18 protein-coding genes are annotated in these 20010 nt (G+C 57.4%); 6 read left to right on the forward strand and 12 right to left on the reverse strand.

The genetic code is table 11. The features are described from left to right. Positions 1 to 582: 582 nt before the first annotated feature. The 10 genes from yaaA to AFK24_RS20725 all read right to left on the reverse strand — a co-directional run bounded on the left by yaaA (position 583) and on the right by AFK24_RS20725 (position 11546). Positions 583 to 1362 (reverse strand): peroxide stress protein YaaA, encoded by a 780-nt coding sequence (gene yaaA, locus AFK24_RS20680; RefSeq protein ID WP_065834992.1) that lies wholly within the window; start codon positions 1360 to 1362, stop codon positions 583 to 585. Between the two features lie 102 nt (positions 1363 to 1464). Next, entirely contained in the window at positions 1465 to 2262 is a 798-nt protein-coding gene (locus AFK24_RS20685; RefSeq protein WP_065834993.1) for an IclR family transcriptional regulator, read from the reverse strand. Positions 2263 to 2430: 168 nt separating this feature from the next. Beyond that, positions 2431 to 3795 (reverse strand): OprD family porin, encoded by a 1365-nt coding sequence (locus AFK24_RS20690; RefSeq protein ID WP_065834994.1) that lies wholly within the window; start codon positions 3793 to 3795, stop codon positions 2431 to 2433. Positions 3796 to 4183: 388 nt separating this feature from the next. After that, on the reverse strand, positions 4184 to 5581 hold the full coding sequence (locus AFK24_RS20695) for a M20 family metallopeptidase (RefSeq protein WP_065834995.1): 1398 nt from the start codon (positions 5579 to 5581) through the stop codon (positions 4184 to 4186). A 2-nt stretch (positions 5582 to 5583) separates the two neighbouring features. Then, on the reverse strand, positions 5584 to 6993 hold the full coding sequence (locus AFK24_RS20700) for an MATE family efflux transporter (RefSeq protein ID WP_065834996.1): 1410 nt from the start codon (positions 6991 to 6993) through the stop codon (positions 5584 to 5586). Between the two features lie 5 nt (positions 6994 to 6998). Continuing rightward, a complete protein-coding gene (locus AFK24_RS20705; RefSeq protein ID WP_065834997.1) occupies positions 6999 to 7622 on the reverse strand; it encodes a cysteine hydrolase family protein in 624 nt (207 codons plus the stop codon). Between the two features lie 40 nt (positions 7623 to 7662). Beyond that, positions 7663 to 8463, reverse strand: a complete 801-nt coding sequence (locus AFK24_RS20710) for an ABC transporter permease (RefSeq protein ID WP_065834998.1) — start codon at positions 8461 to 8463, stop codon at positions 7663 to 7665. Continuing rightward, entirely contained in the window at positions 8460 to 9347 is an 888-nt protein-coding gene (locus AFK24_RS20715) for an ABC transporter permease (RefSeq protein ID WP_080482230.1), read from the reverse strand. The genes AFK24_RS20710 and AFK24_RS20715 overlap by 4 nt, the downstream gene beginning before the upstream one ends. A 10-nt stretch (positions 9348 to 9357) precedes the next feature. Beyond that, complete coding sequence (locus AFK24_RS20720) at positions 9358 to 10425, reverse strand: ABC transporter ATP-binding protein (RefSeq protein WP_240500419.1); 1068 nt, start codon at positions 10423 to 10425, stop codon at positions 9358 to 9360. Further along, positions 10422 to 11546 (reverse strand): extracellular solute-binding protein, encoded by a 1125-nt coding sequence (locus tag AFK24_RS20725; RefSeq protein ID WP_065835000.1) that lies wholly within the window; start codon positions 11544 to 11546, stop codon positions 10422 to 10424. The genes AFK24_RS20720 and AFK24_RS20725 overlap by 4 nt, the downstream gene beginning before the upstream one ends. A gap of 331 nt (positions 11547 to 11877) precedes the next feature. Between AFK24_RS20725 and AFK24_RS20730 the strand changes: the two genes are divergently transcribed. The 5 genes from AFK24_RS20730 to moaE all read left to right on the forward strand — a co-directional run bounded on the left by AFK24_RS20730 (position 11878) and on the right by moaE (position 16096). Beyond that, on the forward strand, positions 11878 to 13014 hold the full coding sequence (locus AFK24_RS20730; protein ID WP_065835001.1) for a polysaccharide deacetylase family protein: 1137 nt from the start codon (positions 11878 to 11880) through the stop codon (positions 13012 to 13014). 331 nt (positions 13015 to 13345) lie between these two features. Further along, positions 13346 to 14740, forward strand: a complete 1395-nt coding sequence (locus tag AFK24_RS20735) for a PhoH family protein (protein WP_065835002.1) — start codon at positions 13346 to 13348, stop codon at positions 14738 to 14740. A gap of 173 nt (positions 14741 to 14913) precedes the next feature. Next, complete coding sequence (moaC, locus tag AFK24_RS20740) at positions 14914 to 15399, forward strand: cyclic pyranopterin monophosphate synthase MoaC (RefSeq protein ID WP_065835003.1); 486 nt, start codon at positions 14914 to 14916, stop codon at positions 15397 to 15399. Next, positions 15399 to 15644 carry a MoaD/ThiS family protein gene (locus AFK24_RS20745; protein WP_065835004.1) on the forward strand — a complete coding sequence of 82 codons (246 nt, stop codon included), beginning with the start codon at positions 15399 to 15401 and terminating at the stop codon, positions 15642 to 15644. Before moaC ends, AFK24_RS20745 begins: the two co-directional genes overlap by 1 nt. 2 nt (positions 15645 to 15646) lie before the next feature. Continuing rightward, the gene (gene moaE / locus AFK24_RS20750) at positions 15647 to 16096 is read left to right on the forward strand and encodes a molybdopterin synthase catalytic subunit MoaE (RefSeq protein ID WP_065835005.1); all 450 of its coding nucleotides are present in this window, start codon (positions 15647 to 15649) and stop codon (positions 16094 to 16096) included. 114 nt (positions 16097 to 16210) lie between these two features. On the opposite strand, the gene rhlB is transcribed toward moaE, so the two are convergent. Together rhlB and AFK24_RS20760 are read right to left on the reverse strand one after the other, a co-directional pair. After that, the gene (rhlB, locus tag AFK24_RS20755) at positions 16211 to 17704 is read right to left on the reverse strand and encodes an ATP-dependent RNA helicase RhlB (RefSeq protein WP_065835006.1); all 1494 of its coding nucleotides are present in this window, start codon (positions 17702 to 17704) and stop codon (positions 16211 to 16213) included. Positions 17705 to 17830: 126 nt separating this feature from the next. After that, positions 17831 to 18487, reverse strand: a complete 657-nt coding sequence (locus tag AFK24_RS20760; protein ID WP_065835007.1) for an alpha/beta hydrolase — start codon at positions 18485 to 18487, stop codon at positions 17831 to 17833. Between the two features lie 480 nt (positions 18488 to 18967). On the opposite strand from AFK24_RS20760, the gene AFK24_RS20765 reads away from it, so the two are divergent. Next, entirely contained in the window at positions 18968 to 19996 is a 1029-nt protein-coding gene (locus AFK24_RS20765; protein ID WP_065835008.1) for an amino acid ABC transporter substrate-binding protein, read from the forward strand. Positions 19997 to 20010 lie beyond the last annotated feature (14 nt).

Consider the following 20010-nt stretch of genomic DNA (forward strand, 5'->3'; position numbering starts at 1 on the left):
GCCACTCCGGTCGGTGTCCCCAGTGGTCTCTAGGTCAGAGGCTCGGGCTAAAGCCTTTGCGGTCGTTCCTGAGTCTCGCTGTGTGCACCTCTATAGTGCTTTGCCCAACAACCAATCGTTGCCAAATGGTGCGTTAATCTCCAGATACCTACCGCCTTGACCCGTCAGGTCAAACATCGTGGTCGGCAACTTCCAGTTTCTCCACCTTCTCTGTAAGTGATCTCTCACAAGGTTGGCGAGAATTGTTACGGGATGTAGGAGCCCTTGATTTCGAGATAAGTTCCTGGCCACTCGTCCTCTTTTTGAGATTCGTCGATTTCAGACCGCTCAAATAAGTAGTTGCACAATGGTGGCATTTTCTGTTTGAGCCTTAGTTATCAGGGGTTAGAGCGTCTTAATATAGAAAAGCCACTATCGCTAAAAAGCAAAATGCTAGCACGCAAAAATTTTGTTAATTTTTTGAGAATGGAAAGTTGAAAAACTCGAAGACTTAATATTGACGTCATTAATTCGTCAAAAACACGTCTCGATAAAGGGGGGGTATCAGCGCAACCAGGCCTGCTGTTGCGCTTTATAAGGGTTTTACTGTTCGGGAGTTTCGCGCAGGAACACTAACTTGGTAGGTGTGGACTGTTCGCTGCTGTAGCGATAGCCCTGAGCGTCGAACTGCTTTAGTGCGTCGGGTGTATTGATCTGCTCGGAAATCACGAAGCGACTCATCATGCCTCGGGCTTTTTTTGCATAGAAGCTGATGATCTTGTACTGCCCGTTCTTGAAGTCCTTGAACTCGGTGTCGATGATCCTGGCCTTCAAGGCAGGGCGTTTTACTGCGGAAAAATATTCGGTCGACGCCAGGTTCAGCAGCAGGTCGTCGCCTTGCTCGGCCAGCGCCTCGTTGAGCCATTCGCTGATGCGTGTACCCCAGAATGCGTAAAGATCCTTACCGCGAGCGTTGGCGAGTTTGGTGCCCATTTCCAGCCGATACGGCTGCATCAAGTCGAGCGGTCGAAGCAGGCCGTACAGACCGGACAGCATGCGCAAGTGGTTCTGGGCATAGGTCAGTTCGGCTTCGCTCAGGGTTTCGGCTTGCAGCCCGGTGTACACATCGCCCTTGAACGCCAGCAACGCCTGTTTGGCGTTTTCCGGGGTAAAGGCCGGGGTCCAGCTGCCGAAGCGCGCGGCATTAAGGCCCGAGAGCTTGTCGGACAGGTGCATCAACTCGCTGATCTGCGCCGGGCTGAGCTCGCGCAACTGGGTGATCAACTCCTGAGAGTGGTCCAGGTATTGCGGCTGAGTGAAGCGGGCAGTGGTCGGCGGGGTGTCGAAATCGAGGGTTTTCGCTGGGGAAATCACCATCAGCATAAAGTCGTCTCCTTTAATCGTGAGGGCGATTCTATGGGGAATGATGACTGGACTCTAGCGCCTGACGTGATTCTCACGGGGCGGGCATCCCCGCGGGTGGGGTCAGTTCTGATAACGCATCAACTCGGTCAGCTCGGCTGCACTCATGCATACGTTCTGCACAATGGTATCCAGGCGCTCACGATCAATGTGGGCTGACGGGATCATTACCCCCAGAACGCCGATGATTTTGCCGGAGCGGCAGCGAACCGGTGCAGCGACGCTGGAAAACGCCGGCTCGAAGTAGCCCTCGCCCATGACGTAAGGCTGCTGGCTGTCACTCTGCAGCAACTGATAAAGCTTTTCAGCGTTGGCGGGGGTATCCGGGGAGTACGTTTCCAGGCGTTCTTCCGGGTAAAGTCTTTTTAGCTGCTCCAGGCTCATGTCCTGCAGGAGGATTCGTCCCACCACCGTGGCGTGGGCTGGAAGTCTGGCGCCCACGTTCATGGCGCTGGTCAATGAGGTGGGTGGAAGCGCTCGGGCGATGTAGACCACCGAGCGTCCATCGAGCACGGCAATATTGCAGGGGTAGTTGATCAGTTCAGCAAGACGATGAAGGATTGGCTGGCCCAATTCGGTGATGTCCAGCGAGGCAACGTATTCGAAACCCAGGCGCAGGACGGCAAGGCCGAGGCGATATTCATGCCCGGTTTCGCTGCGTTTGACGAATCCGAGGTTCTCCAGTGTCATTAACAACCGATAGACAGTGGCGCGCGGCACATCCAGGCGCTTTGCCAGTTGCGGGGCGGTGAGCGCGGGCGTCTCCCGGCTGAATTCGGACAGTAGCATCAAGCCGCGCTCCAGACCTGGTACGAGGTATTTTTCTTGAGCGGTTTTGGCTGGGGGGATGTCATTGCCCATCAGAGGGGGATCCTTTGGTGTGGTGCGAATCTGTCTTTTTGCGTGGAGCGACTATATCGATCCGGGCCGATACAGGCAAAAGTTCGGTACTGGCCTCCTCATGCTGCTCAGGTGCTGAAAACGGCGCTTCCTTGCGCCAAACCAGAGGTGCGTGGTGTTGCGATGAACTCAGAAAACGTTGATCGGGTAGTCGATGACCAGGCGTGTTTCGGTAATGTTGCCATCCCCTTGTGCAGCGTTTGCCCGGTGGATGGCGTGCTGCAGCTTGAATGAAAGGTCCTTGGCGGCACCGCTCTGGACGGTATAGCGCGCCCACAGATCGAGCTCATGGTGACGCGCGTCTTCGCCATAGAACTGATAAAAGGCGCTGGTGGTCGGCGTATGCGAAGCGTCGATGTCCCAGCCTTTGAGATATCGGGCCATGAGCGTGAGGCCGGGTACACCATAGGTTTTGAAATTCAGGTCATAGCGCGCTTGCCATGATTTTTCGCCGGGCGCGTTGAAGTCTGACCAGCTGACCGAGTTGGCAACGAAGATCGAGTCACCGCTGGATTTGTCGCCGAAGCCCAGATAGTCGAAGGGTGTATCGCCATCGACCTGTTGCCAGGCCAATGTGAATGTATGGGCGCTGTAGGTGTATCCGCCCTGCATGGACCAGATAACGTTGCTGATGGGGCCAAGCTTGGCGTCCCCGCTGTCATTGGTCTTGTAGATATTGAAGTCCAGCAGCACCGACTGGTTGTCGGTCAACGCATTGGCGTAATTGACGTTGCCATAGTATTGGTGCCAGACATCTTTCACGTCCGCGCCATACAGCGTCACATTCAACTGGTCGCTGATGGTATAGAGGCCGCCGAGATAGTTGACTTCTTCTATGTCCAGATTGTTGACGCTGGTGTAGGGCGAGTAGGTTGTAGACAGATGACCGTTGGTTTTACCCTCTCGCGATCCCGAGCCGGCCGTAAAGTGGCCGAACTCCAGATCCAGGTCCTTGATATCCTTGCTGGTAATTTGCAGCCCACGTACGGTGGCCGGAAATATCTTCGAGCCATGCGCTGCGAACACCGGAGCGCTGGTACTCATGGTCCCGTAGCGAAACGTGGTGTCCGAAACACGCATCTTCAGTGATCCACCACTTTTGCTCATGCTGTCTTCCGGGTAACCGTCTGCGCCCACCATCATATTGCCGGTACCGGTGCGTCCGCCGCCGGTATCCAGGGCAAAGGCATAATACGAATATGCGTCCAGACCGACTCCCACCAAGCCCTGAGTAAAGCCGGAGGTATAGGTGGCTGAGATGGCGTCCGTCCATTCCTGGCTGTATCCGTTGCGTTCATCCTTGGGTTTGAACGCATTGCGCCCGGCGTTATTGCTCTCACCATGACTGTATTCGCGATTCAAGTAATAGTTGCGATTGAGCAACTTCAGCGAGCTGTCTTCGATAAAACCTTTTGAATCCGCCTGATCCGCATGCGCCAGGGCAGTGGCAGCACTGGCGGTAGCGAGAACAATCATGCTGGCGATTAACTTCATTGTCTGCTCCGTACGTGGGTAAGTGTCATTGGCGCTGGGTTAACAAGCACTCTTGCGTTGCCTGAAATAATGAAAACATTAAAATTTTCAGTCAGGGTTGAGCATTTACGCTCGGGAAAACTGTCCTGATTTTTTATGTCTCATATATAAGTTTCTGGTTCATGATTTGCTGAGTTCAATAAAGCAGTAACCGTGCCATCTCGCTGGGTCTTTGATTTCGAGGGTTTTAGCCTGATTTAGCTGCTTTTTTACTGATTTTTGGCCGCAGATATCCGATCCGGCGACTTTTGTGATTTTGCCGGTGGAGGGGAATCTGCGGCCCTATAGTTAGGGGAGTTATCGGTGCGTTATTAGTATCAAGGTCATGTAGTGGTGCATGATTTTTATATTAAACAGGTGGCAAAACATCGCTTGGGATCGGGCAGCGATACGGTGTGTCAACTGACAATGCGGCGAATTCTTCCCAGGCTGCTTTCACCCGCGTGGTGTCGGTTAACAAGGCCGCTCCTGCATTCGCTAATACTTTTGCAGTTTGCAACATGCCTTTATGGGCGAAGGCTGACTTGCCCTGAGCGACCATCTGCCAAGAGTGGAAGGCGGTACCTATCGCATAACACGCCATATATAACTGGGCGGTCGGTACAACGCGACTGACGTCACCCACATCAGAAGATGCATATACACGCTGACGCTCTTCCGTGAAAGGCACGATGCCCTGATGGAGTACCGAATCATCACGGGCCAACCCCAGGTCGGAATAGGCGCTGGCAATGTCTTCATCGCTGAATGTTGCGCGAAATTGCCGGCCCAGGCGCTGATCATCTTCATCAGCCTGGGCTCCGCCTGTTTGCTCCAGACATTCCTGCAACAGTTTCTCGAGGGTGAAGTTGCCCAACACGCTGGAGGTGGCGCGATCGAACTGCACGCTCATTTGCGTTTCGGTCATCAGCGCCGCACCTGCCGCGACTTTTTTGACCCGCTCGAACAGGTCCAGGACGGTATTCATTTCGCCGCCGCGCATCAGGTACAAGACTTCGGCATGATGCGGCACGACGCTGGGAGAGCGGCCGCCACTATCGGTGATTGCGTAGTGCAGGCGAGTGTCGGCGGGCATGTGCTCGCGCAGATAATTGCTGCCCACGTTCATGAGTTCTACCGCATCCAGGGCGCTGCGTCCCAGGTGAGGCGAGATAGCGGCATGGCTGGCGCGCCCGGCGAATCTGAAATAGGCCTGCAGGTTTGCCAGGTTGCTGAACGTTGAAACGCCATTGAAGCTATCGGGATGCCAGGTCAATGCGGCGTCGACGCCATCGAACGCGCCGGCCCGCACCAGAAAAGTCTTGCCCGATCCACCTTCCTCGGCCGGGCAACCGTAGTAGCGCAAGGTTCCGCCTAGCCCTTTCTCGACCATGGCATGTTTCAGCGCGATGGCCGCGAGAAGGCTCGCACCGCCCAGCAGGTTGTGACCGCAGCCATGCCCGGGACCTTGATGTTGCAATGGGTGGCGTTCAGGCGAACCGGCTGTCTGGCTCAGGCCAGGCAACGCATCGTATTCTCCCAGCAGCGCGATCACCGGTTCACCGCTGCCGTATTCGCCAAGCAGCGCGGTGGGCATGCCACCGAGTTCGCGCTGGACGCGGAATCCTTCCTGCTCAAGGGCCAAAGCGTGGGTTTCGCAGGACTGATGCTCGGCAAACTTGAGCTCGGCAAAGCCCCAGATATCATCAGCCAGCTCACAGAAGCGGAGTCCGTGAGCGTCGATGTAGCGGTCGATAATGGCTTTCATGGTTAGAGACTTCCTGCTGTGACGTGCAAGGGAATACCGCTGCAACGCGAAGTTAGGTGGTGTGTCAGGTGATGCCAGCGCCGCGTCAGCAGGATCGCTACGGCCGCCAGCCCCAGCGAATACCCGCTCCAGAAACCGGCCGCTCCCCAGTTGAGCCCCTGGGCCAGAAACAGCCCCACCGGGAACGCCAGGCCCCAATATCCGCCGAGACAGATCAGCATGGGCGCCCGGGTATCTCGCAGCCCACGCAGCGCTCCGGTGGCCACCGTCTGGATGCCGTCAAAGACGAAGTACAGCGCGAGGATGAAAAACAGCGAGCGGCTGAGATCGAGGATGGCGGCGAAATTCTCGTCATCGCGTTGCAGGAAGAGCGCCACGATGCGCGGCTGCTGCCAGGTCACGATAAGGCCCGCCAGCATCATGAACAGACTCGCCAGCAACAGCGCGGTCCAGCCACTGCGGCGGGCTGCCCTGGGCTGATTCAGGCCAATGAATGTTGCTACCCGAATGGTTGCGGCCTGGCTCAGCGCCAGGGGGGCCATGAAGATGATATTGACGATATTCATGCAGATGAGATGGGCACCCAGTTCGACAGGGCTGAACCGCGCGATCTGCACCGTTGCCAGCGTCACCAGACCGATTTCGGCGGCGTACAAGCCGCCGATCGGCCAGCCCACGGCGAACACTTCACGCATGCCGTGGCGCAAGGCAGACCAGCCTGGCAAGGGCGCCTGCGGTAGTCGTCGGTGTCTCACGATATAGCCGGCCAATGCCAGCAGCATGCACCACCAGGTGATGCTCAAGGCCAGGCCGCCGCCCGCGACGCCAAGCCCGGCCCAGTGTCCTGTACCAAAGATCAGCAACCCGCCGAGCAAAGCATTGAATGCCGCACCGGCAAATGCCAGCAGGAGAATTACCCGGATCTGCTCCAGGGCCGCGAGGTAATAACGCAACGGGGCGTAGACCAGAATGGCCGGGACACCCCAGGCGAAGCTGCGACAGTACATGGCTGTCAGCCCGGCGATATCGCGCGCCACGCCAAGTGACTCAAGCAACGGAGACAGGTTCATCAAGAGCGGCATGATCAACAGTGAAGCCAGCAATGCCAACGCCAGTGAGGCCCATAGCGCTCCGGCATAAGCCTCTTGAGTCCGCGCATCGGCCCGGCCCCTTGCCTGAGCAATGATCGGCTGGATTCCGGCGAGGACGCCCTGGCTGACCAGTACCAGCACCGAAGTGATGCTGGCACCCAGTCCCCCGGCTGCAAGTGCCAGGCTGTTCAAATGGCCAAGCTGCACGCCAGTGGTCACCGCCATCGCCATTTGCCCGACCTGGGCAACGGCCAGCGGTACGGCCAGGGCGAGGAGTGCATGGAGTTCATGCCAGCGTTGGCTGTTTGCAAGCAGGGTCATGGGTTTCAATGCGCCTGCATGGCTGCAATCAGCTCTGGGCTGGTGCGCAGAGCGCCATGTTGCAGGTATTCCATGGCGATCAGCGAGGCATCGTGTGCCGCCTGGCTCGAACCTGCCACACAATCCACGGCCACTCTGCAGTGGTAATCGCCCTGGTGCCCATCGACGAAAGTGTAGTGAATGCATACATCCGTGAAGCCGCCCACCATGAGCAGAGTCTGCGCGTTCAAGCCTCTGAGCAGGATCTCCAGTTCACTGCCGTAAAAGGCGGAATAACGACGTTTTTGAATGATGTAATCGTCTTCACGGATGCCCATTTCCTCGACGGCCAGGGGTGTGCCGGGCTGACCGTCCAGACAGTGGATATTTTCATCGCCGTCGAGCTCACGACCATAGTCAATGAGGTTCTTGCGATGGATTTCCTGAATGAAGATGACGGGGATATTCCTTTGGCGAGCCGCGTCGATCACGGTGCGGGCTCGTTGATAGTTGTCCCTGTCGCCCTCCATGAATTCCAGGGTTGAAGGCGTTGATCGCTCCAGGAAGCAGCCTTTCTGGATGTCGATGACCAGCAAGACAGGATTTCCGACAATGATCGGGTTGTTCTTTTTTTCCTTTGTAACGTACATGCAGGATTTTCCTTTTGGATGAAGACATTTGGCGGGCTTGTCAGGCACGACCGCCGAGAAGTTTGGAGAGATCGCCTATTCGGGCAACCAGGCTGAACGCCGCTATGCCGAGTGCCATGAACAGCACGGCACCCACGCACATGGTGGGCTGGAACCCCATGCGCAAGCTGTTGAAGACCTTGATCGGCAAGGTCTCGACGGTGAAGCCGGCGACCAGATAGGCGATGATGTATTCGTTCAGGCTGGAGACAAAAACGAAGACCAGCCCCGAGCTGACGTAGGGCATCACGATCGGCAGAATGATCGTGCGCAGGATCTCGTTATCCCGTGCGCCCATGGTTCGTGCCGATTCGATCAGACTGTTGTCGATGCTGCTGAATCCCAGGGTGATGAACGCCAGTGGCATCGCTGCGAAGACCATGGCATGGCTGACGACCGTGCTGCCCATATGTCCGGCCAGACCCAGCCAGCTCCAGAACACCAGGAACACCACTGCCAGTACCACCAGCGGCAGCATGAATGGCAGTGCCCCCAGGCCGTTGAGCAGTCGGGTCAGCCACGACGCGCGTTTCCAGCCGATATAAGCGATAGGGAAGGCAATCAACCCCGCCAGCAGCGAGGCCCCCAAGGCAACACTCAGGGAAACTTCCAGGGCTGAGACCCAACCCGCATCACTGAAGAACTGCGTATACCAGTGCAGGCTGGGTTGTATCGGAGGAAAGTTCATGATGGGTTGAGTGTTGAAGCTCACCCCGGTAACGATAGCCAGCGGCGTGATCAGATACAACGCCACGAGGCCCAGGAATACCCATTTCAACAATCGCAAAGGCAAGCCATTCATGGGCGGACACCCCGACGCAGGGCGAGGGTGCTGATTGTGCCGATCACCAGGGTGACGCCGAGCAGCACAACGGCCATCGCGGTCCCTACCGGAAAGTCCTGAGCCGACAGCACGGTATTGCCGATCAGCACTGACAAGGTCCAGGTCTCGGGTCGGCCCAGAATCAAAGGCGCAGTGTAGGCACCCATCGCCGAGACAACCGACATCACCAGCGCGGCAACAATGGGCGTGCGGGTCATTGGGATCACGATGCTGAAGAAGCTTTGAGAGGCACTTGCTCCCATGGTTCGGGCCGCCTCGATCACGCTTTGATCCAGACGCGACAAGGCCGGAAACAGCAGCAACACGCAAAATGGAATTGAGGCATACAGCAAGCTGCACAGCACTGCACCCATGCCAGGCACCAGTGAGTCAGTGCGCTCGAGCAGACCAAGCCATACCAGCAATTGCGAAATCCACATCTTGCGCGCGAGCATCACCTGCCAGGAAAAGGTGATCAGCACATCCGACAGCGAAAGTGTTGCCAACAGGAAGATCAACCAGCAAACCTGCGCTTTTTTACGCATGCGGGTGATCAGCCAGGTCAGCGGGTAAGCCACCACGACGCTGATCAGCGAAACGCCAATCGCGAACACCGTGGAGTAAAACAATGCTTTGCCAACGCCGTGCTCCCCGAGTTGGGTGAAGGCATTGAGCGTCAGCCCGTCGCCCCACAGCCTGGCTCTGTCCAGCGGGGCCAGGCTCACACGTAGCATCAACAGGAAGGGGGCAGCCACGAAGATACCGAGCATGGCAGCAGGCCAGCCCAGGCACAGCATCCCGGCGAACAGCCGAGTGCGTGCCCGAGGGCGCGCGACCGGCAGGGTCAATGAAGTCAGGGACATGGAGATCTCCTCAGTCCAGCAGGACGACACCCGCTGTCGCGGGGAAGTGAACGGCAACCTGATCGCCAGGCCGGATGTCCGGCCAGGTTCCCGGTGGTGCCGTGGCGATCAGCTCCTGCCCCGCGCACAACACCCGCAGCTCAATGCTTGCTCCAACATCCCGGACAAACACGACTTTTGCGGATGGCACTCCGGCCGGGACCTCGGTGCAATGCTCTATGCGCAGGTCTTCCGGGCGAACCGAGAGCGTCACCTGCGCACCTTTGACCAGGCCCTGGGGGATTCGCTGGCTCTCTACGCTGTAGCCCAGCACCTCCAGGCGTTCATCGGTCAGCACTTTTGTATCAAACAGGTTGGTCTGGCCGATGAACGTCGCCACGAAGCGGTTGGCAGGGTTACGGTAAATCTCCAGAGGCGGCCCCATCTGCTGAATCACGCCATTGCCCATCACGACAATGATGTCGGCGATGGTCATGGCCTCGCGCTGATCGTGAGTGACCAGGATCGTGGTGATCTTCAGTTGCTGCTGTAATTGACGGATCTCTACCTGCATGTGGTCGCGCAGTTGCGCATCCAGCGCGGAAAGAGGCTCGTCGAGCAGAAACAGCAGTGGCTCCTGCGCCAGGGCCCGGGCAATAGCAACGCGCTGGCGCTGGCCGCCGGACAATTGCGTAATGCTGCGGCTCGCAATGCCGGGGAGCTTGATGAGATCGAGCAGTTCATCGACCTTTTCTTTGCGTTGCTTGCGGGCCATGCCGCGCAGTTTCAGGCTATAGCTGATGTTGTCCCCGACGTTGAGGTGCGGGAACAGCGCCAGTGCCTGAAAGACCATTGCGAAATTGCGCTCGTTGACGGGGGTCTGGGTGATATCGCGGCCATTGAATTTGATCGTGCCGCTGGACACGCTCTCCAGCCCGGCGACCATGCGCAGCAAGGTCGTCTTACCGCAGCCCGAAGGCCCGAGAAAACATACCAGCTGACCTTGTGGCACGTTCAACGACACATCATTCACGACCCGGGCATCGTTACCGTAGCTCTTGTTCACGCTGCTCAGTTGCAACCCATAAAACATAGTCATGCGGACTCCATGAGCATCCGGGTGAACTGTTGTTCGAGGTATTCGGCATTCTTCATTCGCGCTTCGGTCGCGATGTAAATAGGCGTCCCTTCAGAAGACACCAGCGCAAATTGGGCATCGGTCAGTGCGAGTTGGGAACGGGGCAGGATCGGTGCGGAGTTCATCTTCAGGGCAATGATTTCCTGAGCCTTGGATGAACAACTCCATTCAAGAAATGCCTCGACTTCGTGAGTGCGCTTTGAGGATGAAGGCTGGCACCAGTAGTTGATGCCTTGTACGGCGCCTTCCCTGGGGAAAATCGAGCGCACTGATGTGCCGTTCTGCTGCAGGTAAATAGCCGTGTCATGCACATAGGTACCGCCGACCAGCTCTTCATTCTGCAACGCGGTTTGCATGGTCCCTTCGTCCTGCCACCACAACTTTACGTTGGGCTTGATCTCTTTGACTTTGGCCAGAACTTTATCGATGCCTGCATGGGTTTCGAGAATGGCATTGCCCCCGAAGTACAGATTGGCTGCTATCTCAAGCATCGGCGAACTGCCTCCGCTTTGAATGCCCCAGAAATTCGGGTGTTTGTCCCACAGCACTGACCAGCTGTCTGGCAGCGGGTCCATAAGCGTTGGATTGACCACCAGGGTCATGAAGTACGCCATCGCCGCGACGCCATCGATGCCCTTGTCGGTACGCCGGACATAAGGGTCGCCCAACGCTGCGGCCTTGCTCAGCTTTGCGCTGTCGATTTCCCGCCATAGACCGCGAGCCCGTCCGCGCAGCACCTGGGCGTCGACCGCCATGCACAAATCCATTGGCGGCGTGCCGGCAGCATTGGCCTGGCCCAGCTGCAGCAGGAATTGTGTACCGGAAGGTTGCTCCACCCGCTGCACCGTGATGCCAGTGTCCTTGGTGAATGCAGGAAAAAAATGGTCGGAAAAGCTTTGGCCAAACGCTCCGCCGAATGTAGATATCCGCAACGGTTCTGCTGCATTGCTGGTTCGAATGAACGGTGGCAGCGCAGCAATGGCAGAGGTCACGCCGATTGCTTGCAGCACACGTCGGCGCGAAAGCGAAAGAGAAAACGCATCAGCAGTATGGGGGGCTACGTCACGCGGCGTATCGGTCATGCCAAGCTCCTTGTCTCATATATGAACTGTTAGTTTGTATTTGATCTGATTGCATAAAGCAGAATCCATGCCATGCCCGCGAGCACGGCAATGCCCGTCGTTCTGCCGGGGAGCGGGCGATGCGCAGTAGCGGAGTGGGTTTTTTCGGTGCGCGGGGAGGACGGATGCATTCAAATCGTGCGCAGGTGGGCCGATTGAAAGGCGGCGAGCAAGCTCTCATGCCTTCGTCCAGCGATTTGGTTCAGTCGCGACAGCTGCCGCGCCGCGCATATCGGCTATAGTGCGGCGCTGGTCCGGGTTTGGTAGTCAGGGTGAAAGGGGGCGTCTGGTTTTGCGTAAGTTTTTAGCAGTTTGCGCGTGTCTGTTCGGGCTTGAGGCCCACGCGGCATTACCCGAGGTGGCAACCATCGATCGCAGCGCGTGGCCCGAGGCATTGGTCACCGCAGATCTGTTCGACGTGGCGTCGCGTGCCGAAATTCTCGGTTTCGCCCACGCGCTTTATCTCAGCGAAGGTCTGGACGAAGAAGGCCTGAAGAAGCGCCTGGGCCTCAGGTACGTCAATCTTCAATCGTTGAACCTGATCCGTAACCGGCTCTGGAGCCGATTGCTGGAGAACTACCAGAGCGCGCAAAAAAGCTGCCCGCAGGACGCGTCGTTTTGCGTACTGGTCGAAGACATGGACATGCTGCGCGCGCGTGCCGCCGAGTTCAAAATCGCCGATGACTCCTTCTACGCCAAGTGGGCGGCACCCAGTGCCGCCTTTCATGAGCGTTATCTCAACGAGCTGCTGTTTCAGGCCGCGCTGTTCCCACAGACCAGCAGCGAAATCGCCCGCTACAACTCCGACGAGTTGAGCGGTGATGCAATGGCGGATCGAACCTTTCAGCTGAATTTCGACGGCGGACCGACCGATGCCGATGGCGGCACGGACTGGCTAGCCGACTTCATGCGCCAGCAGAAAATGACCGCTACCTTTTTTGTGCTGGGCAAAAGTCTGCAGGAACGCCTCGAAGCCGGATCTGCCACAACGTTACAGTCCTTGTATCGTTTGCAATGTGTGGGCATTCAGGGCTGGGAGTATCGTTCCCATAGCCAATGGCTGGAATGGCAGAGTTCAGTGCTGCGAAGCGCTGGGTTGACCCAGCAACTGCTGCCGGACAACTACGTGCCGTTGTTTCGACCGCCCTACGGCCATCGCCGCGCGGACAGCGGGCAATTTTTTCGCGATCAGAATCTGCGTGTTTCGCTGTGGACGATTGATGCCCAGGATGCCAACGGTCGACTCTCCGCCGAGCAGATCAGTGACCGGATCATCAGCCTGATGCTGTTGTGGCGACGCGGGACGGTGGTGTTTCACGACGCCAGTGCCAGGGTGCAATCGGCAGTGCCGCTGCTGCTGGCCAATACGGCACAAAGCGAGCTTATATGGGGCGATTGCCGCAACATCCCTGAGAGCCCCGCAGAATAAGGGGCTACACGCGTTTGAATGGGGGATATTCCGGGATTTCGCGGATATTTCGAGCGGGGCGGACTTCCGACTGTAAGCGCACTGACGCAGGTCGCCAAGGGCTATTCGTCATACTGTGAAATAAACTTCAAAAAAGTGTCAAAGAGCTTTTTTCTGTCATGGGTTTTGCGGTATTACCACTACAGACCGCCGAAACCTGCAACACAGGTGGCGTCCCCCAGACCCCACCTTGAGCATTTTTCTCCTGCTTGAAGGAGAAAGCCGGCGGCCTTTTCGTGGCGCAGTATTGTTGTGGTTCTGCGTCGCTTGGCTTTTATAAAGGTGAGCGAGTATGGATGATCACGGACGCACCCCTTCCTCAAACCAGCCAATCCTTTACGTGCTCGATACCAACGTATTGATTCACGATCCCAATGCCCTGCTGAATTTCGAAGAACACCGCGTCGCCATTCCCATGACCGTCCTCGAAGAGCTGGACAAGCTCAAGGCCGGTAAACACTCGGTTGCCGCCGAATGTCGCCAGGCGATTCGCCTGATCGACAAAACCCTGGGCGATGCCACACCCGAGGAGGTTGAACTCGGTGTACCGATTGATCGCGGTACCGGTGTGCGCAAAGGCTTCCTGTCCATCCTGATGAGCAAGCGCGAGGAGCCCAACAGCCTTCTGCCGGAACACCTGAACGACAACATCATCATCAACCAATTGATCGACCTGCATACGCGCGACAAGGATTTGCGCCTGGTGCTGGTCACCAAAGACATCAACATGCGCCTCAAGGCGCGGGCGTGTGGGATCGCCGCAGAAGACTACAGCACCGATCAATTGGTCGATGACGTGTCGATGTTGTCCCGTGGCTATCACACTATGACCGGCTCGTTCTGGGATCGCGTCAGCAAGGTCGAAACCCGCCAGGATCATGGTCGCACCTGGCACCGCGTGCAGCTCACCGACAACTTGCCGGCGGTTCACATCAACGAGTTCATCATTGACGAACAGGGTTTCGTCGGCTGGATCAAAGGCATCAAGTCTGACGAGTTGCTGATTCTGGACATGCACCAGGAACCGCTGATGCACCAGGAAGCCTGGGGCCTCAAGCCGCGTGACATCTATCAGGGCCTGGCGCTGTTTGCTTTGCTCGATCCCGATATCCATCTGGTCAACCTGTCCGGCGCCGCAGGCTCGGGCAAGACCATTCTGGCGCTGGCCGCGGCCATCGAGCAGACCATGGTCAGCAAACGTTATCGCCGCATCATCGCCACCCGTAGCGTGCAGGGCCTCGATCAGGAGATCGGCTTCCTGCCCGGCACCGAAGCGGAAAAAATGGAGCCGTGGCTCGGCGCGATCACCGACAACCTCGAAGCCTTGCACATGGATGACGAAAACACCCATGGCAGCGTCGACTACATCCTCAGCAAAGTGCCGTTGCAGTTCAAATCCCTCAACTACATCCGGGGTCGCAGCTTCCAGCAGAGCCTGATTTTGATCGACGAATGCCAGAACCTCACGCCGCACCAGATGAAAACCATCATCACCCGTGCCGGTGCCGGTTCCAAAGTGGTCTGCCTGGGTAACCTGGCGCAGATCGACACCCCTTACCTGTCGGCCACCAGTTCCGGGCTGACCTACCTGACGGAGCGTTTCAAAGACTTCCCGAACGGCGTGCACATCTCGCTGCAAGGCGTGCCACGCTCCATCCTGGCCGAGTACGCGGAGTCGCATTTGTAGTCGATGAACTCAGCCGTAGGAGCGGATTTATCCGCGAGGGCGTCGGTATGAACAGCATAGATCTTCTATCTGGGCCGACCTTCTCGCGGCTGAAGCCGCTCCTACGGATGCTTTGCGGATTCATCTCTTTGTTTTAGGTTTACAATCGCCACTCCTGTTCAGGAGTAAGGCAAGTGCTGACTCACCTCGATTCCCAAGGTCGCGCCAATATGGTCGACGTCACCGATAAATCCGTGACGTTTCGTGAAGCCGTGGCCCAGGCGCGCATTCGCATGCGACCTGAAACCCTGCAAATGATCGTCAGCGGTGGTCATCCCAAAGGGGATGTGTTCGCCGTTGCGCGGATCGCCGGCATACAGGCAGCGAAAAAAACCAGCGATCTTATCCCGCTCTGCCATCCGCTGATGCTCACCAGCATCAAGGTCGAACTCAGCGCCGAGGGTGAAGACACGGTACTTATCCTCGCGCGCTGTAAATTGTCCGGGCAGACCGGCGTTGAAATGGAAGCCCTGACCGCCGCCAGCGTCGCCGCGCTGACCATCTATGATATGTGCAAGGCCGTTGATCGCGGCATGGTCATCGAATCCGTGCGCTTGCTGGAGAAACTCGGCGGCAAGAGCGGCCATTTCATAGCCGATGAATCGCAAGCGGAGGCGTAATGACCCTGCAAGTCCAGTATTTTGCCCGTTATCGTGAAGTCCTCGGCCTGGATGGCGAGCAAGTCACAGGCGACTTCGCCACCATCGACGACCTGCGCCAGCACCTGTTGCAGCGCGACGGGGCCTGGCAGGTGTTGGCCGAACAAAGCGTGATGTGCGCCCGTAATCAGGAACTGTGTTCGCTCGACGAGCCGTTGCAGGCCGGCGATGAAGTCGCGTTTTTCCCGACTGTGACGGGAGGCTGACGATGGCGATTCGGGTCCAGTCGGCTCCTTTCGATCCGGGAGCGGAAGTCAACGCGCTGCATGCCGCCAATGTTGGTATCGGCGCGGTGGTGGGTTTCGTCGGCTACGTGCGGGATTTCAACGAGGGTCGGGAAGTGGCGGGGATGTTTCTCGAACACTATCCGGGCATGACCGAAAAAGCCCTGGCCAAGATTATCGAAGAAGCCGAACAGCGCTGGCCGTTGCTCAGGCTGGAGGTGCTGCATCGAGTGGGCGCTTTGGAGCCGGGTGAACCGATTGTGTTTGTCGGCGTGGCCAGCGCCCATCGTCAGGCAGCGTTCGAAGCCTGCGATTTCGTCATGGACTACCTGAAAACCCGCGCGCCATTCTGGAAGAAGGAAACCACTTCAGACGGGCCGCGTTGGGTAGAAGGGCGGGACAGTGATCATGCGGCAGCAAATCGTTGGAAGTGAACCGACATGCTTTGTGGGAGCGAGCTTGCTCGCGAAAACGGTGTATCAGGCACATTGGTTGAGCCTGAGGCGCAGCCTTCGCAAGCAAGCTCCCCACAAGGTAGCGAAGTCCCGTTACACCGGCTGCGCTGGCTTGCGCACCACCGGCTTCAACAACTCCGCTGGTGGGGTTTCGCAGCTGATCTTGCGCCCGAGCTTTTCTTCAATTGACGGCAACTGATAAGAATCGTCTTCCCCGGCGAAGCTGATCGACACGCCGCTGGCGCCCGCACGACCGGTACGGCCGATGCGGTGCACGTAATCGTCCGGCACTTCCGGCAGGGTGAAGTTGATCACGTGGCTGATGCCATCAATGTGAATCCCGCGACCGGCAACGTCAGTCGCCACCAGCACGCGAATCTTGCCTTCGCGAAAACCTTCCAGCGTCTTGATGCGTTTGTGTTGCGGAACATCACCGGAAAGCTGCGCGGCATTCACGCCATCACGCACCAGACGCTCTTCGATGCGGCGCACTTCGTCCTTGCGGTTGGCAAAGACCATCACCCGTTCCCAATTGTTCTCGGTCACCAGGTTGTAGAGCAGCTTGTACTTGTCGGCCGCGGCCACAGCATAGATATGCTGTTCGACCATTTCGCTGGCGACGTTCAACGCTTCAATTTCGACAATGGCGGGTTCGGTGGTCCACTGCTTGGCGAGGTTCATCACGTCTTCGGTGAAGGTCGCGGAGAACAGCAATGTCTGGCGCTCACCCTTGTGCGGGGTTTGACGAATGATCTGACGCACTTGTGGGATGAAACCCATGTCCAGCATGCGGTCGGCTTCGTCGAGAACCATCACTTCGACCATGTCCAGATGCACTTCGCCACGCTGGTTGAAGTCCAGCAGACGGCCCGGTGTTGCCACCAGAATGTCGCAATGGCGCGCTTCAAGCTGCTTGAGCTGTTTATCGAAGTCCATGCCGCCCACGAACGTCATGACGTTGAGGTCGGTGTACTTGGTCAGGTCGGCGGCGTCCTTGGCAATCTGCACCACCAGTTCGCGGGTCGGCGCGATGATCAATGCACGAGGCTCGCCCATGTAGCGCTCTTTGGGCGGCGGCGTCTGGGTCAGCTGCGAGATGATCGAAATCAGGAATGCTGCGGTTTTGCCGGTACCCGTCTGGGCGCGGCCGATGGCGTCCTGACCTTTAAGGGTGAACCCCAGCACCTCTGCCTGAATCGGGGTGCAATACGGAAAACCCAGATCCTGAATCGCGTGCATCAATTCCGGTGCCAGGTCGAAATCATGGAAGCGGGTCTTGCCTTCCTGCGGCTCGACGACGAAATCTGCAAGGTTCCAGACCACCACTGGCGGCTTGGGTGCGCGCTCGCGACGTGGGCGCTCGGACTTTGGTTTGGAGGAGCTGACCGGTTCGGCCTTGGCGGGCTCCTCGCGCGATTCCTGAACAGCAACGGATGCGCTGGGCGCAGCCGAAACCTGGGCATGACGATCCTGAGAATCGTCAGCGACAGGGCTGATAGGGGGGGGGGAGGATGTAACAGGGCTAGGCGCGAGCTGCTCAGCCTCGCTTTTACCGAACATCTTTTTAAGTGCTTTGAGCACGGTCATCTCGTCAATTGATTAGGGAATGTACGCCGAGCAGTGTAAAGCAAGAATCGGGCTCGGCGTAGTGTCATCCGGAATGGGCTACACGATGTGTTCGAAAGGCGCATTCCAGAGGCTTTATAAACGGTGTTACCGAAGTTTGTTGCTTAGCCAGCTACCGATGTCGGAAATCTCCTGCGGTAACACTTCGTGGCCCATTGGGTATTCCTGCCATGTGACGGTGACGCCCAGCGTCTGGAGCCGCTCGTAAACGTCACGTCCCATGCCGTACTGAACCACATCATCGTTTATGCCATGCAGGCAATACGCCGGGATGCGTTGCTGACTGGCAGAAAGCATCATCTGCTCGTTGAATGTCGGTGCATAAGTCGACAGCGCGAGTACGCCACCCAACGGACCCTGCCAACGACGAAAGGCCGCATGCAGTATCACGGCGCCACCTTGGGAAAAGCCCGCCAGAAAAATCCGCGCCGGGTCGATGCCGCTGTCGCGTTGCGCCTCGACAAGGTTCAAAACCGTCAGCGCCGACGCTTCCAATTGGTCGTGATCGATAGCGCGTGCGGGGTTCATCGCCAATATGTCGTACCAACTGGGCATCGCATAGCCACCATTGATCGTCACCGCGCGGGTCGGTGCCTGGGGCAGTACGAAGCGGGTGGTCAGCAGGGTTTCCTGAAGCATTTCCGCGACGGGCATGAAGTCGTAGCGATCGGCCCCCAGACCATGCAACCAGATAACGCAGGCATCGGTTGCCTGAATCGGCTCTAGAACAAGGGTCTCACTCATGTGCGCTCCATTAGCGTGCGGTCGCTCTTTTGCAGTGCGTTAAGGCGGTGCACGGCCTGTTAAAAATGAAAGAAGATGTCGCAAGGTTACAAGTTTTCCTATTGACCTGTCGCTAATTCGACTCTGCCACCATGCTGGTACGGGCTTTGCTATAAGAACGGTGGAGTGAAAGCGCTCACCCAGGTCGGTAACACTATCAGCGTATTACTGATGACCGCCGGGGTTGGCACGGAATCCATGCATCAGGATTTTCGGCACGGTTCGTCCTGTACCGGGTTGGTCCAGGAACATCATGGGGCTTGAATCTGCCAGACCGTTTTGGGGTCGTGATTACGAGTGACGAGAAGATCTTGCGCTCGATTCAGGATCCGGGTCTTACGCCGCATGACCCAAAAATAAGCCAGCACGGGTCATCAGTGCCTCACAAGGGTGCGGCGGGGCTCAAGCTCCGACACAACAAAGAGCAAACTGGAGGTTTGAATGAAGATGTTGAAATCCACCCTGGCCGTAGTGGCCGCCGCAGCAGTTCTCGGCGTGAGCAGTTTTGCTCAGGCAGGCGCGACACTGGACGCTATTCAAAAGAAAGGCTTCGTACAGTGCGGCGTCAGCGACGGTCTGCCAGGTTTCTCCGTTCCTGATGCCAAGGGCCGAATCAACGGCATCGACGCCGACGTCTGCCGCGCTGTTGCTGCTGCCGTTTTCGGTGATGCGAACAAAGTTAAATTCAGCCAGTTGAACGCCAAAGAGCGCTTCACAGCGCTGCAGTCCGGCGAAATCGACATCCTGTCGCGTAACACCACCTGGACCAGCTCCCGTGACGCTGGCATGGGTCTGGTATTCGCCGGTGTGACTTACTACGACGGTATCGGCTTCCTGGTAAACAACAAGCTGGGCGTTAAAAGTGCCAAGGAACTGGACGGTGCAACTATCTGTATCCAGGCCGGTACTACCACCGAGCTTAACGTTTCCGACTACTTCCGTTCGAACGGTCTGAAATACACCCCGATCACTTTCGACACTTCCGACGAAAGCGCCAAGTCCCTGGAAGGCGGTCGTTGCGACGTTCTGACCTCCGACCAATCGCAGCTTTACGCACAGCGCAGCAAGCTGGCCAAGCCGGACGACTACATCGTTCTGCCAGAAGTGATCTCCAAAGAACCTCTGGGCCCAGTCGTGCGTAAAGGCGACGAAGAGTGGTTCAGCATCGTCAAGTGGACGCTGTTCGCAATGCTGAACGCTGAAGAAGCTGGCGTTTCCTCGAAAAACGTTGAAGCCGAAGCCAAATCGACCAAAAACCCGGACGTCGCTCGTATGCTCGGTGCTGACGGCGAATACGGCAAAGACCTGAAACTGCCGAAAGACTGGGTAGTGCAGATCGTCAAGCAAGTCGGTAACTACGGTGAAGTTTTCGAACGTAACCTGGGTGAAGGCACCGCGTTGAAAATCAAACGTGGCCAAAATGCTCTGTGGAACAAAGGCGGCATTCAGTACGCTCCACCAATTCGCTGATTGACCCTGCGCCC

This window comes from Pseudomonas syringae, assembly GCF_001698815.1.
Lineage (GTDB): Bacteria > Pseudomonadota > Gammaproteobacteria > Pseudomonadales > Pseudomonadaceae > Aquipseudomonas > Aquipseudomonas syringae_A.